Annotated in this window: 18 protein-coding genes and 1 tRNA gene; 6 read left to right on the top strand and 13 right to left on the bottom strand. The window is 72.1% G+C overall.

Going from position 1 to position 15776, the window contains the following annotated elements:
• Positions 1-27: 27 nt before the first annotated feature.
• From AB0I28_RS28760 to AB0I28_RS28730, 7 genes are all read right to left on the bottom strand, one after another.
• Entirely contained in the window at positions 28-915 is an 888-nt protein-coding gene (locus AB0I28_RS28760; protein WP_357498487.1) for a hypothetical protein, read from the bottom strand.
• A complete protein-coding gene (locus AB0I28_RS28755) occupies positions 908-1786 on the bottom strand; it encodes a hypothetical protein (protein WP_357498485.1) in 879 nt (292 codons plus the stop codon). Before AB0I28_RS28755 ends, AB0I28_RS28760 begins: the two co-directional genes overlap by 8 nt.
• Before the next feature lie 139 nt (positions 1787-1925).
• Positions 1926-2786, bottom strand: a complete 861-nt coding sequence (locus AB0I28_RS28750) for a class II fructose-bisphosphate aldolase (protein ID WP_357498483.1) — start codon at positions 2784-2786, stop codon at positions 1926-1928.
• Positions 2787-2801: 15 nt separating this feature from the next.
• On the bottom strand, positions 2802-3725 hold the full coding sequence (locus AB0I28_RS28745) for a 1-phosphofructokinase family hexose kinase (RefSeq protein ID WP_357498481.1): 924 nt from the start codon (positions 3723-3725) through the stop codon (positions 2802-2804).
• Positions 3722-4828 (bottom strand): N-acetylglucosamine-6-phosphate deacetylase, encoded by a 1107-nt coding sequence (gene nagA / locus AB0I28_RS28740; RefSeq protein ID WP_357498479.1) that lies wholly within the window; start codon positions 4826-4828, stop codon positions 3722-3724. Before nagA ends, AB0I28_RS28745 begins: the two co-directional genes overlap by 4 nt.
• Positions 4825-5748 carry an ROK family protein gene (locus tag AB0I28_RS28735; protein ID WP_357498477.1) on the bottom strand — a complete coding sequence of 308 codons (924 nt, stop codon included), beginning with the start codon at positions 5746-5748 and terminating at the stop codon, positions 4825-4827. Before AB0I28_RS28735 ends, nagA begins: the two co-directional genes overlap by 4 nt.
• A gap of 29 nt (positions 5749-5777) precedes the next feature.
• Positions 5778-6656, bottom strand: coding sequence for a sugar isomerase (locus tag AB0I28_RS28730; RefSeq protein WP_357498476.1), 879 nt, complete (start codon positions 6654-6656; stop codon positions 5778-5780).
• A gap of 147 nt (positions 6657-6803) precedes the next feature.
• On the opposite strand from AB0I28_RS28730, the gene AB0I28_RS28725 reads away from it, so the two are divergent.
• From AB0I28_RS28725 to AB0I28_RS28710, 4 genes are read left to right on the top strand one after another with little or no spacing between them, the layout of a single operon-like run.
• Positions 6804-7589 (top strand): DeoR/GlpR family DNA-binding transcription regulator, encoded by a 786-nt coding sequence (locus tag AB0I28_RS28725; RefSeq protein WP_357498475.1) that lies wholly within the window; start codon positions 6804-6806, stop codon positions 7587-7589.
• A gap of 45 nt (positions 7590-7634) precedes the next feature.
• On the top strand, positions 7635-8414 hold the full coding sequence (locus AB0I28_RS28720) for an HAD-IIA family hydrolase (RefSeq protein ID WP_357498474.1): 780 nt from the start codon (positions 7635-7637) through the stop codon (positions 8412-8414).
• Positions 8414-8674 (top strand): DUF3263 domain-containing protein, encoded by a 261-nt coding sequence (locus AB0I28_RS28715; protein ID WP_357498472.1) that lies wholly within the window; start codon positions 8414-8416, stop codon positions 8672-8674. Before AB0I28_RS28720 ends, AB0I28_RS28715 begins: the two co-directional genes overlap by 1 nt.
• Before the next feature lie 14 nt (positions 8675-8688).
• Positions 8689-8988 (top strand): GNAT family N-acetyltransferase, encoded by a 300-nt coding sequence (locus AB0I28_RS28710; protein WP_357498470.1) that lies wholly within the window; start codon positions 8689-8691, stop codon positions 8986-8988.
• A gap of 612 nt (positions 8989-9600) precedes the next feature.
• Here AB0I28_RS28710 and AB0I28_RS28705 read toward each other — a convergent pair.
• The 4 genes from AB0I28_RS28705 to AB0I28_RS28690 form a co-directional block, all read right to left on the bottom strand.
• Positions 9601-10563, bottom strand: coding sequence for an NAD-dependent epimerase/dehydratase family protein (locus AB0I28_RS28705; protein ID WP_357498468.1), 963 nt, complete (start codon positions 10561-10563; stop codon positions 9601-9603).
• 47 nt (positions 10564-10610) lie between these two features.
• Complete coding sequence (locus AB0I28_RS28700) at positions 10611-11789, bottom strand: aminotransferase class V-fold PLP-dependent enzyme (protein ID WP_357498466.1); 1179 nt, start codon at positions 11787-11789, stop codon at positions 10611-10613.
• Positions 11790-11830: 41 nt separating this feature from the next.
• Entirely contained in the window at positions 11831-13051 is a 1221-nt protein-coding gene (locus AB0I28_RS28695) for an APC family permease (protein WP_357498465.1), read from the bottom strand.
• A 112-nt stretch (positions 13052-13163) separates the two neighbouring features.
• Positions 13164-14096, bottom strand: a complete 933-nt coding sequence (locus AB0I28_RS28690) for a DUF6528 family protein (protein WP_357498463.1) — start codon at positions 14094-14096, stop codon at positions 13164-13166.
• Positions 14097-14277: 181 nt separating this feature from the next.
• Between AB0I28_RS28690 and AB0I28_RS28685 the strand changes: the two genes are divergently transcribed.
• Together AB0I28_RS28685 and AB0I28_RS28680 are read left to right on the top strand one after the other, a co-directional pair.
• Positions 14278-14350, top strand: a tRNA-Thr gene (locus AB0I28_RS28685).
• Between the two features lie 129 nt (positions 14351-14479).
• On the top strand, positions 14480-14794 hold the full coding sequence (locus tag AB0I28_RS28680) for a hypothetical protein (protein ID WP_357498461.1): 315 nt from the start codon (positions 14480-14482) through the stop codon (positions 14792-14794).
• Here AB0I28_RS28680 and AB0I28_RS28675 read toward each other — a convergent pair.
• Positions 14775-15218, bottom strand: coding sequence for a hypothetical protein (locus AB0I28_RS28675; protein WP_357498459.1), 444 nt, complete (start codon positions 15216-15218; stop codon positions 14775-14777). The genes AB0I28_RS28680 and AB0I28_RS28675 overlap by 20 nt on opposite strands.
• Before the next feature lie 27 nt (positions 15219-15245).
• Positions 15246-15764: a hypothetical protein gene (locus tag AB0I28_RS28670; protein ID WP_357498457.1), complete on the bottom strand. Its 519-nt coding sequence runs from the start codon at positions 15762-15764 to the stop codon at positions 15246-15248.
• Positions 15765-15776: the final 12 nt, after the last annotated feature.

Raw genomic sequence — 15776 nt, 5'->3', positions numbered from 1 at the left:
GTCCTCATCTCTGCGCGGGCGGCTCGGTCACTCCCCCACCAGCGTCTCCGCGTTGTCCAGAATCCCCGCCAGATCGGCGCGCCAGGAACGGATCTGGGGCAGCTGCTCGGTCACCAGCCGGTCGACGGCGGTCTCCCAGGACGCGGTGTGGACCTCGCGCCAGCCGGAGGCGTCGACACAGGTGGCGACGGTGACGGCGAGCTCGCGCCGCTTCGCCTCGCCGGTGGTGGCCGCGGCGCGCTCCCGCGCCTCGCCGAGGGTCTCGAAGGACGGGTATCCGTCCTTCTTCACGCACGTGCGCCAGGACTCGGCGGCGGTGACGACGGCCGGTATCGCGTAGTACATCTCCCAGCTGGCGGTCTCGTCGATCGTGGCCGGCACCGGCATCGGTTGCCAGCCACCCGGCTGGGCCGTCTCGCCGAACATCTCGTGGTGCACCCGGGCCGTGCAGGAGTCCGGGTCGATCGCGGCCTCTCCGGAGGCTTCGGGGGTGTCGACCTCACCGTAGTAGTAGCGGTAGTACCGGTCGCGGTAGTCCTGGTCCTGCTCGGCGAACTCGCCGCCGGCGGCCGGGTCGGGCTTGGTGGGCGGCAGTTTGCCCGGCAGCAGGGAATCGAGACCGTTCTGGCGGGCCTCCTCGACGCTGGGCGCCAGGATCGGCGCGGCCCGGTCGACCGGACGCCAGGCGGCGAGTTCGGCCTCGTCGAGGGCCGGGTGGACGTCGAATCCCTTGTCCTCCATGCATTCGCGTTCGAGTTCCCAGCGGATGTGGCCGAGCCGGACGTAGATCTCGGTGCCCTCGTCGAGCACGGCCCAGCCGTCGGGGGCGGCCGGCTCGTAGCCGCCGAGGGAGGATGCGCCGCACCCGGCGAGGACGAGCAGGGAGCACAGGGCGGCCAGCGACCGCCTAATCATCGGCCTCGGTACCGGTGACCGCCAGCGCGGCCGCGATCGTCTTCGTCCACTCCTGGATCTGGGGCAGGAAGTGGGCGTAGAGGGTGGCGCGGGCGGTGTCGCGGGCGGCCTTGTAGGCCTCGCGCAGGCCCGATCCGCTGGCGCAGGTGGACACGTCGACGGCGAGGGCGAGTTCCTTGCGGCGGGCCTCGGCGTAGTCGCGTTCGTCCTCGTAGTACTTCTCGGCGAACTTGCGGGCCTGGTCGACGGTGGCGAAGTCGGGGTAGTCGCCTTTGCCGCGCAGGCAGGCGCGCCAGGTCTCGTAGGCGGCGTCGAGGGCGGGGTCCTCGCTGAGCAGCGCCTCCTGGTTGGCGGCGTCGAAGGCGCCGGGGCGGGCGGGGGCGATGCGGTTGCCGTAGAGGCGTTCGTTGACCTCGGCGAGGCAGGTCCCGGCCGTCGGCGGGACGCCCGACATGCGCTCCCAGTCCTTGTCTCCGGCGAAGGCGAGAAGGTAGGCCTCCTGGTAGACGAGGGGTTTGGAGGTGAAGGCGGACGCCTCGGTGGCCTCTTCGGCGTTGACGAAGCCGTACTGGGAGGCGTCGTCCAATGTGGGCACGAGGAGGTAGTCGGCGTGGTCGACGTCGTCGGGGTGGTCGGTGAATCCGCGCGCCTCCATGCACTCGTGTTCGAGGCGGAGGGCGACGCCGTAGAGGCGGCCTTCGAGGTCGAGGGCCTGTTCGGCGGCGGCGACGGGGTCCGAGGCCTCGGCCGGCGTGCCCGACAGCAGCGGCAGCGCGATGCCCGCGGCGACGGCGAGCGCGGCGGCCGAGATCGCCGATACCGTCAGATACCGGGTGATGCGCTTTTTGCGGGCGGACCGGTTGGGTCGCATCTTTTCCTCCGTTTCGGTGCGTCCACCTTTAGAACGGGGCCGGACGGCGGAAAAGTTGCCCTGGGAATGTCATGGCTCGGTAACGAACCGAAAGGCCGCCCCGTGTGGTGCGCGGGACGGCCTGGTGAGCTGTTATCGGTCAGGCGGCGGGAGTGCCCAGTACGCCGAGGAAGTGGGCGACCGTGGCGGCCATGGCCTCGCGGCCGGCCTTGACGTACTTGCGGGGGTCGACGACGTCGGGGTTGGCGGCCAGGTGTTCGCGGACGGCGCCGGTGAAGGCGATGTTGAGCGCGGTGCCGATGTTGATCTTCACCATGCCGGCCGCGACGGCCCGGGCCAGCTCGCCGTCGGGGACGCCGGAGGAGCCGTGCAGGACCAGCGGAACCGGTACGGCGGCGGCGATCCGGGCGATCAGGTCGTGATCGAGGGCGGCGTCGCGGGAGGTCATGGCGTGCGAGGAGCCGACCGCCACGGCGAGCGCGTCGACGCCGGTGGCCTCCACATAGGACAGTGCCTCGTCGGGGTCGGTGCGGGCGCCGGGGGCGTGAGCGCCCAGCGGTTCCTCGCCCTCCTTGCCGCCGACCTTGCCCAGTTCGCTCTCGACGTAGAGGCCGTGCGAGCGCAGGTATTCCACGGCGTGCGCGGTGGCGGCGACGTTGCCGTCGTAGGGGAGCTTGGAGGCGTCGACCATCACCGAGCCGAAACCGAGCGCGGGCGCCTGCCGCCACAGGGATTCCGACTCGACGTGGTCGAGGTGGAGGGCGACCGGGACGCCGGCGTCCTTGGCGATCGCGGCGCTGGCCAGCGCGATCGGGGTCAGGCGGCCGTGGTGGAACTTGACCGCGTTCTCGCTGATCTGGAGGATCACCGGCGATCCGGCGGCCTCCGCGCCGGCCACGATCGCCTCGGCGTGCTCGATGGCGATGACGTTGAAGGCGCCCAGTCCCCGGCCCTCGGCGCGGGCCTCGGCGACGAGCTGTGCGGTGGGTGCGAGGGGCATGGCGGACTCCTTAGTTCACCGGGGGTCGAGTGCGGTCACGGCGACGCCGTGGCGAAGCGACTGGAAGGTGCGGACGTCGAGGTCGCCGGCCTGCGGGGAGGCGACCGCTGCGGCCGAGGCGGCAACGGCGTCGCGCAGGGCGCCCGGCCAGGGCGTGCGGTGCCGCCAGGCGCGCGCGATCGCCGCGACGCAGGCGTCGCCGGCGCCCGTGGGGTTGCCGCTGACCTCGTGCGGGGGCACGGCACGGAAGGCGCCGTCGGGGGTCAGCGCGATCAGCCCTTCAGGCCCGCGCGAGGCCAGGACCGTGCCCACACCGCGTTCGCGGAGCGCGGCCGCGGCGGCCAGCACTCCGTCCACGGTGGACAGATCGGCGGACGGTGCGACCTCGGCGAGTTCCTCGGCGTTGGGTTTGACCAGGTCGGGCCCGGCCGACAGCGCCGCGTCGAGGGCCGGTCCGGAGGTGTCGAGGATGACCCGCACACCGGCCTCGCGCGCGGCCGTCACGAGCACGGCATAGGCGTCGACGGGCAGCCCCGCAGGGAGGCTTCCCGACAAGACCGCCACCCGGGCGACCCTGAGCAGCGCGGTGTAGCGGTCCACGAAGGCGTCCCACTCACCGGCGGACACGAGCGGTCCGGGCTCCCAGAAGCCGGTGGCGTCGCCGTCGACGACCACCACCGTCCGGCGTGTCTCCCCGGCGACGGTCGCGAAGGCCGCCGGCACGTCGAGGAGCTCGGCGACCCGGGAACCGTTGCGGCCGCCCAGAAGTCCCGTCGCCACGGCCTTCTCGCCGAGCCGGGTCAGCACCCTCGCGACGTTGAGGCCCTTCCCGCCCGCCTTCTCGACCACAGTGGACACTCGATGCGCCCGGTGCGGCACCAGCGCGTCGACCTCGTAGGTCAAGTCGAGCGCGGCGTTGAGAGTGACGGTGAGGATCACGCCTCGTGCACCCAGACCCCGGCGCGCATGACCCTGCGCAGGTTCAGGTCGCCGTCGAGCTCGACGAGGTCGGCGCGCAGTCCGTGCGTCAGGGAACCCACGTCGGACAGGCCCAGCAGACGCGCGGGCGTCGTCGCGGTCATCCGCACGGCGTCCTCGACGCTGACACCGGCGCCGTGCACGGCGTTGCGGAACGCGTCGGCCATGGTGATCGTCGAGCCGGCGATCGAACCGCCCTCGACCAGGCGCGCGGCACCCTCGGCGACGCGCACCTTCAGCCCGCCCAGCTCGTACTCGCCCTCGGGCATGCCCGTCGCCGACATCGCGTCGGTGACCGCGGCGATCCGGTCGGCGCCGATCGCGTTGACGGCGAAGGAGACCGTCCCCATGTGCAGGTGGACCGGGTCGACGATGAACTCGCAGACCACTTCGGGAGAGTCCATGACCGCCACGACCGGTCCGGGATCGCGGTGCCCGATGGGCCGCATCCCGTTGAACACGTGCGTGGAGGCCGTCGCGCCGGCCGCGACACCGGCCTTGGCCACCTCGTAGGAGGCGTCGGTGTGTCCGATCGAGGCGACCACCCCGCGCGAGACGAGATAGGCGATCGCCTCGGCGGCGCCCTCGCGCTCCGGCGCGATCGTCATCATCTTCACGCTGCCCTCGCCGGCGTCGATCAGCTCGGCGAGTTCGGCGAGGTCGGGGTCGCGCAGGTAGGCCGGGTTCTGCGCACCGCAGCGCGAGGACGCCAGGTAGGGGCCCTCGAAGTGGATGCCGGCCAGGATCCCGTCGGCGACCAGCGGCGTGAAGGCCTCCACGGCCTTGACCATCAGGTCCTTCGGCGAGCTGACCAGCGAGGCCAGCGTCGAGGTCGTGCCGTGCCGCAGGTGGAACTCGGCGGCGACGATCGCCTGCTCGGCGTCGCCGACGGTGTAGGAGGCGCCGTCACCGCCGTGGCAGTGGATGTCGACGAAGCCAGGGACGATGTAGGTGTCGCCCTCGACCGTGGCGTCGGCCTGCACGCCGACGATCCGGTCCCCGTCGAGCAGGACCTCACCGCGGACGATGCCGTCGGGCGTGACGATGTTGCCGGTCGGGCTCATGCCGAGATCTCCTTAAGCCGGTCGAGGCCCAGCAGCGCGGCCCCGATGCAGCCCGCCTCGTCGCCGAGTTCGGCGCGGACAAGGCGCGGCAGGGTGTGGAAGGTGGCCTTCTCCCGCAGCGACTTCTCCAGCGGGTCGAACAGGGTCGCGCGGGCCTCGGCGAGGCCGCCGCCCAGCACGATCGTGTCGGGGTCGTAGAGGCTGACGCCGGTCAGCAGGCCGCGCGCGAGGATCTCCACCGCGCGCTCCCACACGGCGACCGCCGCAGGCTCGCCCTCGGCGGCCCGGTGCGCTACCTCGGCCGCGCCCAGGTCGTGGCCCGTGGCGGCCGCGTAGGCGCGCGCGATCGACGAGGCCGAGGCGACCGCCTCGACGCAGCCGCGCTGGCCGCAGCCGCACAGCTCGCCGCCGGGTTCGACGACGATGTGCCCGATCTCGCAGGCCGAGCCGTGAGCGCCGTCGAGGCCGACACCGCGCGGGAAGAATCCGGCGGCGATGCCCGTCCCGATCGCCACGAACAGCATGTACTCGCTGCCGCGCCCGGCGCCCAGGCGCGCCTCGGCGAGGCCGCCGCTGCGCACGTCGTGGCCCAGCGCGACCGGCACGCCCAGTTTCGCCTCGGCCAGCGCACGGAACGGCACGTCCCGCCAGCCCAGGTTCGACGCGTAGACGGCCACGCCGTTGTCGGTGTCGATGACACCCGGCACGGTCAAACCCACCGCGAGCGGGTTGCCGCCGAAGCTCCTGGCCTGCACCGCGAGGTCGGCGAGCGTCCCGAGGATCGCCTCGACGATCGCGTCCGGGCCGCGCTCGCGGTCGGTGGGACGGCGGACGCTGTGCAGCACCTCACCGCCGGTGGACACCAGCGCGCACTTCATGAGCGTGCCGCCGACGTCGACGGCGATGACGACGTCGCCCATCGGCTCCTTGGGCGCCGGCCCCGCCGCGCTCATGACAAGACGACCGAGCGCGTCAGGTTGCGCGGGTTGTCGGGGTCGAAGCCCTGGTGCTGGGCGAGCGCGACGGCCGCGCGCTGCGCGCGGATCAGGTCGGCGACGGGGTCGAGGGCGCTGGTCACGAAGGACCCGCCGGTCGCGGCGACGTCGGCGTCGAGGCCCGCGGGCGCCTCGCCGAACATCCACGCCACCCGCTTGGGCCCGGTGATGCTGATGGGACCGTGGCGGTACTCCATCGCCGGGTAGGACTCGGTCCAGAAGGTCGCCGCCTCGCGCATCTTCAGCCCGGCCTCGGCGGCGAGCCCGACCGTCCAGCCCCGGCCCAGGAAGGTGACCTGCTCGACGGTGGACACGTCCAGCGGGAGCGGCTCGGACACGGCCGTCTCGGCGTCGGCGATGGCCTTGGTGAGGTCCTCACCGAGGCTCGCGCGCAGGACGGACAGCGCGGTGGTGGCGAAGCGGGTCTGCACGACCGACTTCTCGTCGGCCCAGTCGAGGATGACGCTGTCGCCGACCAGGCCCGGCAGAGGCGTGTCCGGGTCGCCGATGATGGCGGCGGTCGGCACGTCGCCGCCGAGGCGCCCGAACAGGTCGAGGACCTCGGTCGTGGTGCCCGAGCGGCAGATCGACAAGACGCGGTCGTAGCGGCGGCCGTAGGGGAACTCCGAGGCCGCGAAGGCGTCGGTCTCACCCTGTCCGGCGGCCTCGCGCAGGGCCGCGTAGGCCTGGCCCATGAACCAGGAGGTGCCGCAGCCGACGACGGCGACGCGCTCGCCCGGCCGGGGCAGCGCGGCGGCCCGCTCGGCGGCGACGTCGACGGCACGGCGCCACAGCTGCGGCTGACTGGCGATCTCCGCTTCCACGTACGTCATAGATCCTCCTGTTTTTGCGCGGTCCACGTTCTTAAATATTCCAGTTCAGCAAAAACGCGCATCGGGTTCGACGCTGCGGCCCTCTTTCGCGCATTATTGTGCACACCAACCCGCTCACAGTCGAGACCGGGGGGAAGAAGGGATGCCGTGGACCGCTACGCCCGCTGGAACACGCTGTTGGAGATCCTCGCCTCCGACGGCCGGATCACCGTAGAGGAAGCCGCCGCGCGCATGCATGTGTCGCAGGCCACGATTCGGCGCGACTTCGATCAACTCACACAACAGCAGATGATCACCCGCACAAGGGGCGGGGCGGTGGCCAACGGGGTGTCCTACGACCTTCCGCTGCGCTACAAGTCGGCCAAACGCATCGACGAGAAGCACCGCATCGGCGAGGCCGCCGCGGCTCTCGTCGGGCCGGGCATGGTCGTCGGCCTCAACGGTGGCACGACCACGACCGAGGTCGCGCGCTCGCTGGCGACCCGCCCCGAACTCGTCACGCAGTCGGGGACGACGCCGCTGACGATCGTCACCAACGCCCTCAACATCGCCAACGAGATGATCGTGCGCCCGCACGTGAAGGTCGTCGTGGTCGGCGGTGTCGTGCGACCTCAGTCCTACGAGCTGATCGGGCCGCTCGCGGCGCCGATACTGCGCGAGATCACCCTCGACGTCGTCTTCCTCGGCGTCGACGCCATCGACGTGCGCCTGGGAGCCGCCGCCCACCACGAGGGCGAGGCGGCGATAAACGCCCTCATGGCCGCCCGGGCGCGCCGGATCGTCATCATCGCCGACGGATCGAAGATCGGCGGGCACGCCTTCGCGCGCATCTGCCCGATCGAGAAAGTGCACACCCTCGTGACCGACACCTCGGTCGCCCGCGAGGTCACCGACGAGTTCGAGACGGCGGGCGTGACCGTCGTCCGGGTTTGACCGAGCCGTACCACAGATGTCACATCGACCTGGGACGATCAGATCATGAGTGAGCGCAAGCCGATCGAATGCTGGCTGTCGGACATGGACGGCGTCCTCGTCCGCGAGGGCATCCCCGTGCCCGGGGCGAAGGAGTTCATCAACAGGCTGAAGGAGACCGGCCGCCGGTTCCTGGTGCTGACGAACAACTCCATCTACACCCCCCGCGACCTGCACGTCCGTCTGCGCAATACCGGCCTGGACGTTCCCCCGGAGGCGATCTACACCTCCGCGCTGGCCACCGCGGACTTCCTCAACACCCAGCGCCCCAAGGGCAGCGCCTACGTCATCGGCGAGGCCGGCCTGACCACCGCGCTGCACGAGATCGGCTACGTCCTCACCGACATCTCCCCCGACTACGTCATCCTCGGCGAGACGCGCTCCTACAGCCTGGGCGCCATCACCCGCGCCATCCGGCTCGTCGACGCCGGGGCCCGCTTCATCGCCACCAACCCCGACGCCACCGGCCCCTCCCCGGAAGGCATCCAGCCGGCGTGCGGGGCCGTCGCCGCGCTCATCACCAAGGCGACCGGCGTCGAGCCGTACTTCGTCGGCAAGCCCAACCCGCTGATGATGCGCAGCGCGCTCAACAAGGTCGAGGGGCACAGCGAGTCGACCGCGATGATCGGCGACCGGATGGACACCGACATCGTCTCGGGCATGGAGGCCGGCCTGGAGACGATCCTCGTGCTGACCGGCATCACCGGACGCACCGAGGTCGACCGCTTCCCCTTCCAGCCCAACCGCATCGTCAACTCCGTCGCCGACCTGGTCGACGTGGTCTGATGCCCGAGGTACCCGCCCCCCGCCGGCCCCTCAGCGATGAGGAGCGGGCGCTGCTCGCCTTCGAGAAGCGCTGGTGGCGGCGGGCGGGATCCAAGGAACAGGCGATCGTCGCCGCCTTCGGCGGGACGGTGACCAGGTACTACACGCTGCTCGGGGAAATGCTCGACGACCCCGTGGCGTTGGAGGCGGCGACGGAGGCCGAACCGGCCGTCGTCCGCCGGCTCCTCGCCGCACGCGAGGAACGGCACCGGTTGCGCTGAGACGAGGAGTGAACATGGCGGATGTTGTGGTGACCGACGCGGCCGACGAGCGGCGTTTCGAGGCACGCGTGGACGGGGAGCTCGCGGGTTTCCTCGACTACGCCCGCGACGACGAACGCATCGCCCTGGTCCACACCGAGGTCGATCCCGCCTTCGAGGGCAAGGGGATCGGCTCGGCACTGGCCCGCTTCTCCCTCGACACGGCACGAGCCGACACCATCCGGGTGCTGGCGCTGTGCCCCTTCGTGGTGCGCTGGGTCCAGAAGCACCCCGAGTACGCCGGAATCGTCGACTACGCCAGAACCCGCGACTAACCCAACGGCTCCGCCGCCAGGACAAACCAAGGACAAACCAACGGCGGCAATGGCGCCGGACTGCCCCACAACGGCCCGGCCGCCCCAGCCGGGGTGACCCACCACAACCCGCAGCCCAGGCCCACAACCGGGTCCAGGGACGGAGTCCCTGGCGGGGTCTGGGGCAGCGCCCCAGCAGGGTCCGGGACAGCGTCCCGGTGGGGGTCTGGGGGCGAAGCCACCCAGCAGGGTCCAGGGACGGAGTCCTTGGTGGGGGTCTGGGGGCGAAGCCACCCAGCGGGGGTGCTGGGGGCGGAGCCACCCAGCCGGGTTTGTCCCACACCATGGCGGTAGCCGTTCCGGGTCCAGGGACGGAGTCCCTGGCGGGGTCTGGGGCAGCGCCCCAGCAGGGTCCAGGGACGGAGTCCTTGGTGGGGGTCTGGGGGCGAAGCCACCCAGCGGGGGTGCTGGGGGCGGAGCCCTCAGCCGGTTGTCCCGGCGCCCCAGCCCGAAGCGAAGCGAACGGGCGCGTGCCCAACCCCCACCCAGGAAGGGCACCTGCCCACCACGCCCCGGGCCCTGCCCACCCGGCCCAGACCCTCCCCACCACGCCCCGGGCCCTGCCCACCCGGCCTAGACCCTCCCCACCCCCCTCAGCAACCCCGCCTCCCGCTCCGCCGTCAACCCGTTCCCCAACTCCGGCCGCCCCCGCGCGTCGTCCCACGCCTTCAGGTCCCCCAGCGTCCTCCCCAGCGCCGTCTTCGGCATCCCCGCCGCCCAAGCCTTCGACCCGTCCCGCTGCAACGTCGCCCACAGCCCCCTCGCACGCGTCAACGGAAAGAACCGCGGCACCGCCTCCAGCGGCACCCCCACCAACTCGACCTCCACCCCCGCAAGCCGCGCCGCCTCCCGGATCACCCCGCCCAGCGTGACCTCCTCCGCCGGCCCCACCGCGTGGAACGCCCCACCCCGGTCGTCCTCCACAAGCCGCACGATCAACCGCGCCAGATCCCGCGAGTCCACGAACTGACAGGGCTGCTCCGGCGACCCCGGCACCGCGACCCTCCCGCCCCGCTCCGCCCGCCGCACCCAATAGGTCGCCGCGTCCCGCCCGTCATGCGGCCCCACCACCTTGATCGGCCGCACGACCGTCGCCCGCTCCCCGAACCGCTCCACGACGTCGTCCTCGCACGCGACCTTCAACCGCCCGTACGTCTCGTCGTCGAGCACGTCGGCCTCCCGCAACGGCTTCCGCCGAGGCGCGTCCTCCGTCCCACCGGGAGCGTTCCCCCGGTCGTAAACGGCGTGACTCGACACGAACACATACCGCCCCACCCGGTCTCCGACAGCGTCCATCGCCCCCGCGACCTGCCGCGGGTAGTAGCCGCTGAGGTCCACCACCGCGTCCCACTCACCACCCCGCAGCGACGCGTAGTCGCCCGCGTCACGGTCGCCGACCAAGCGGGAAACCCCGGGAAACAACTCCCGCCCACTTCGACCACGCGTGAACAACACCGGCTCATGCCCGTGTGCCAGGGCGTCTTCGACGACCGCACGCCCGATGAACCCCGTACCGCCGAGCAGAAGGATGCGCATGACGCCCGAGGCTACCGCCGCGCCGTCGCCCTGCCGAGCGACCCGGGCTACCGCCGCGCCTTCGGCAGGGCCTCCACCAGCCGGCCCAGCTCCTCCTCGGTGTTGTAGTAGTGCACCGAGGCCCGCACCAGCTCGTCGAGACCGCGCCCGGGCATGTCGTACCGCGCCGAACTCGCGCGGGAAACACTCGTGTTGACCCCCGCCAGCGACAGCCGCTGCTTCACCTCGTCGGCCGGCACACCCGCGACGGCGAAGGTGACGATCCCGCAGCGGTGCTCGCCCTGGTCGTGGACGGTGACGCCGTCGTGCGAGGCGAGCAGGACGCGCAGGGTCTCCCCGAGCCTCAAGACGCGCTCCTCGATGGCCTTCATGCCCCATTCGGAGGCGTAGGCCGCGGCGACGCCGAGGCCGATCTTGCCGGCGTAGTTGGTCTCCCAGTTCTCGAAGCGGCGCGCGTCGGCGCGGATCTCGTAGGTGTCCGGGCCGGTCCAGGCGGCGGCGTGCAGGTCGAGGAAGGGGGGTTCGAGCTTCTCGACGAGCGCGCGGCGGACGTAGAGGAAACCGGTGCCGCGCGGGCCGCGCAGGAACTTGCGGCCGGTCGCCGAGAGGATGTCGCAGCCGATGGCCTCGACGTCGAGGTCGAGCTGCCCGATCGACTGGCAGGCGTCGAGGAGGTAGGGGATCTCGGCCTCGCGGGCGATCGCGCCGACCTCGGCGGCCGGGTTGATCAGGCCGCCCTGCGTGGGGACGTGGGTGATGGAGATGAGCTTGACGCGCTCGTCCACGCGGCGCCGAAGGTCGTCGACGTCGAGCTGGCCGTGCTCGTCGTCGTCGACCACCTCGACGACGGCGCCCGTCCGCGCGGCGACCTGGAGGTGCGCGATGGCGTTGCTGGCGTACTCGCTGCGGCCGGTGAGGATCTTGTCGCCGGGCGTGAAGTCGATGCCGTAGAAGGCCATGTCCCAGGCGCGGGTGGCGTTCTCGACGACGGCGATCTCGTCGCGGTGGGCGCCGATCAGCGCGGCGATCGCGTCGTAGGTGCCTTCGACGCGGGAGGCGTGGGCGTCGGCGGCTTCGTAACCGCCCATGCGGGCCTCGACGCGCAGGTAGTCGATCATCGCGTCGGTCACCCGCGCGGGAGGCAGGGCGGAGCCTGCGTTGTTGAGATGGGCCACGCGCAGGCAACCGGGAGTTTCCTCGCGGGCACGGCTGAAGTCGAGGGTCACGGAATGAGGGTAGGCGGGCCGAGCGGGACCGGCAACGTGCGTCAGGCGGCCCGCGCGGCGCGGACGAGATGCACGAGGGCACCGACGGCGAGGAGCGCGGCACCGGGGACGAGGCTGCTCAACGGGAGGCTGAAGGCCACGGCGAGGCAGCCGGCCAGCCCGGCGACGGCGACCGTCCGCCGCCACCCGCCGCCGAGCGTCCAGGCGGAGGCGTTGGCGATGGCGTAGTAGCCGAGGACGGCGAAGCCGGAGAAGCCGATCACACCGCGCAGGTCGGCGACGGCGACGAGCAGGACGACGACCGCGCCGACGACGAGTTCGGCGCGGTGCGGGACTTGCCGGACGGGGTGGACGGCGGCCAGGGCGCCCGGCAGGTCGCGGCGGCGGGCCATGGCGAGCGTCGTGCGGCCGATCCCGGCGAGTAGGGACAGCAGGACTCCGACGACGGCGACGCCCGCGCCCACGCGCACGACCGGCGCGAGGGCGGGCAGCCCGGCGGCGGTGACGACGTCGGCGAGAGGTGCGGTGGAGGTCGGCAGCGACGGTCCGAGCACCAGGAGGGCGATGACGGCCAGCACGGCGTAGAGGACGACGACGATGGCCAGTGCGAGGCCGATCGCACGCGGGATGGTGCGCGCGGGGTCGCGGACCTCCTCGCCGAGGGTCGCGATGCGGGCGTAACCGGCGAAGGCGAAGAACATCAGCCCGGCCGCGCCCAGGACGCCGTACACGCCGCCGTCGGCCGGTCCGAAGTCGACGGTCGCGGGCAGCGCCGCCGCGCCGGAGACGACCACGAAGGCCAGCACCGACAGCGTCACGGCGAGGAACACCCGGGCGGCGAGGGCGGTCTTGGCGACTCCGCGCAGGTTGACGGCGGTGAGCGCGACGACTGCGGCGATCCCGACCGGCCGCGCGTACGCCGGCCACAGGTAGGCGCCGATCGTGAGGGCCATCGCCGCGCAGCTGGCGGTCTTGCCGATCACGAAGGCCCAGCCGGCCAGGAAACCCCAGAACGGGCCGAGGCGTTCACGGCCGTAGACGTAGGTGCCGCCCGACTCGGGATGGCGCGCGGCCAGCGCGGCGCTGCTGGAGGCGTTGCAGTAGGCGACCACCCCGGCGACGGCGAGCGCGGCGAGCAGGGCCGGGCCGCCCGCGAGGCTCGCAGCGGGGGCGAAGACGACGAAGACGCCCGCGCCGAGCATGGCCGACAGGCCGATGACGACCGCGTCGGCGAGCCCGAGACGCCGGGCGAGTTCGGGCATGCCACCGAGTCTAGGGAGCGGGGGTGACGGGCAGGTGTCCACTGGGCGGCCTGTGGCTCCACCGCCTGAGCGCGGCGGCGGGCACCTTTCCGGGCGCCCGCCGCCGTCGCCGCTATTCGTACAGGTGGCTCCAGATCCGCGCCTTGTAGAACTCCGCGCCGGTGCGCTCGCGGTCGGCGGAGTCGGAGAAGCGCAGCCAGGGGCTGCCCCAGTCGCGGGATCCGGCGTTGTCGCCGCGCACGGACAGCAGCTCACCCGAGGAGTGGCGCACCAGCGCCTTCACGCGCGTCTCGGTCGACAGCCGCGTGATGGCCTTGGTGGAGGTGTTGATCTGGTAGGTGCCGTAGGAGGCGGTGAACAGGAGGTAGCCCTTGTTCTTGTAGTCGGGCTGGAGGTCGTGGCCGAGGCCGCTGATGGTCTTGCTGCCCGACAGCGACAGCCGCGTGTTGCGGTAGGTGCCGGTGACCTTGTACCAGCGGATCTGCTTGTCGCCGATCGCCCACAGGAGCTTCATGGAGGGGTCCCACAGGACGCCGTGCGCACCGGCGAAGCTGTAGGTCTTGACCAGGGCGAGCGTCGAGGGCTTGCTGACCGCGGTGGGGCTGTACAGGTTGAGGTACCCGTTGGAGCTGGCGGTGACGATCGAGCCGTTGTTCTCGATGCGCTCGATGGCGTGCGGGTTGCCGCCGGCGGTGCTCCACCAGAGGACGTCGTTGAGTTCGGCGTCCTTCTCGCTGGTGTGGTTGATCATGCCGACCCGGCCGCCTGAAGCGGCGACGAGCACGATGTAACCGTGGGCGGCGGTCTTGCGGAGCTTCACGTCCGACAGGTTGGACCATCCGCTGGTCGAGCCGGGATCCCAGCTCCACAGGCGGTTGGCGACGCTGAGGGACTTGCCTTTGGGCCACACGTAGATCTTGTTGGCGGTCTGCTCGGTGGCGACCACGCTGTACTGGGCGGCCTGGGCTTCACCCCCGAGGAGCACGGCCGCGGGGGCGGCGGCCGCGCCGAGGGCGAGGCCCCGGAGGATGCTGCGTCGGTTCATCAATCGACTCCTATCGAATGGTGACTCGCGAGTATGCCCGCGCCCCGCCAGCCCGCTATGTCCCTTCTCGATGGCCGTGCGTGCGCGCCGGCTCGCGCCTGTCACTGTGAGAGATGCACCGACAGGGCCGGGACGTTCGCGCCCGTCGCGGTCCCCCCGGTAACATCGGTGTCGGTTCCTCGCTGACGTGGCGCAATTGGCAGCGCAACCGCCTTGTAAGCGGTAGGTTGCGGGTTCAAGTCCCGCCGTCAGCTCCCGAAACGGCCCTCTGCCAGGCACGACGCCAGGCCGGGGGCCGTTGCCGTCGCCGCAGTCTTCCCCGCGCGAGCCGACGCGGCTAGCCTTCTCCAACATCACCTTCAACACGCCGCCGGAGGAGCATCGTGACCCAGCCTGTTCTCGCCGACGTCGCCACCGAACGCCGCCGCCAGGACGACCTCTGGGGTGAGCAGAACCATCCCGACGGTACCGGGCTGCCCGCGCAGGTCGCGGCGGCCGAGGTCGCGCGCGCCATCACCGACCGCTCCGCCGAGGCGGGCACGCTCACCTGGGCGGAGATCTTGACCGAGGAGACCACCGAGGCGCTGGCCGAGACCGATCCGGCGAAACTGCGCGACGAGCTCGTGCAGGTCGCGGCGGTGGCCGCGGCGTGGATAGAGGCCCTCGACCGGCGGGGGGTCAGGTCCGCAGGGTCGTGAGGATGCGCGCGGCGGCGTCGGTGGTGACCGAGTCGTCCTCACCGACGACGGTGAACACGCCGGGATCGGCGTAGGCGACGGCGATCAGGCCGGGATGCCGGGCGGCGGGGTAGCCGGCCAACCGGGGTCCATTGACTCGTTCGGCGAACTCGCCGTACTCGTCGAAGCGGTCGAGGCTCACCATGAGCGGTGAGGCCCGCAGCGGCCCGGCCGACCAGGCGCAGAAGTCGTCGTGGGCGTCGGGGAGCACGTCGCCGAAGCCGAGCGCACGCAGGTCGGCACCGGTGAGCAGGTCGCAGGCCGCACGGTCGCCGATGTCGAGGTCCTCGGCGGGCAGCGCAGAGCGGTCGACCAGGATCGAGGCCGCGGCGACGGCGACGAGGGTGCCGCCGATCACCGCGACGGGGAGTGCGTACCGCCGCATGCGGGGACGATATCCGCCCCCGGCGCCTCAGCCCCGCAGCGACACGTGCAGCGAGGTCGCCCACAGCGTCACGGCGGTGCCGAGACCGGCGGCGGCCATCGACGGGTTGCGCAGGTTGGCCACGAACAGCACCAGCGCGACGCCGGCCGCCAGGCACATCCCGACGCCGGTCCAGCGGTACTGGGGCTGCCCGAAGACCCGGGCGAGCGGGAAGAAGTGCGCGCCCACGACCAGCGCGACCGCGGCGGGCATCAGCTCGGCGAGGCCAGTGGGCACCAGAACGGCGGCCGCCACCGCGATCCCGGCCAGCTCCAGCAGTCCGACGCGGTTGAAGGTGCGCTGCCAGCCCTCGGCGGGCTCTCGGCGGGGTCCGGGGCGGCGGCCGAACTGGATCGCCAGGCCGACGCAGGCGGCGGTCAGGACGAGCGAGGCGATCCCGATGGGCATGTTGGCCGCGCCGAGGTCGGCGATCATCGTCCACGGCAGTGCCGCGATGCCCGTGATGAGGGCGCCGCGCATCCGGAAGTTGGGGTGGGCGGTGGTCATGAGGGAACGCCT

Source organism: Phytomonospora sp. NPDC050363, from assembly GCF_040655735.1.
In the GTDB taxonomy this organism is placed as follows: Bacteria; Actinomycetota; Actinomycetes; order Mycobacteriales; family Micromonosporaceae; genus Phytomonospora.
This window is presented reverse-complemented; position numbering and strand designations above follow the sequence as displayed.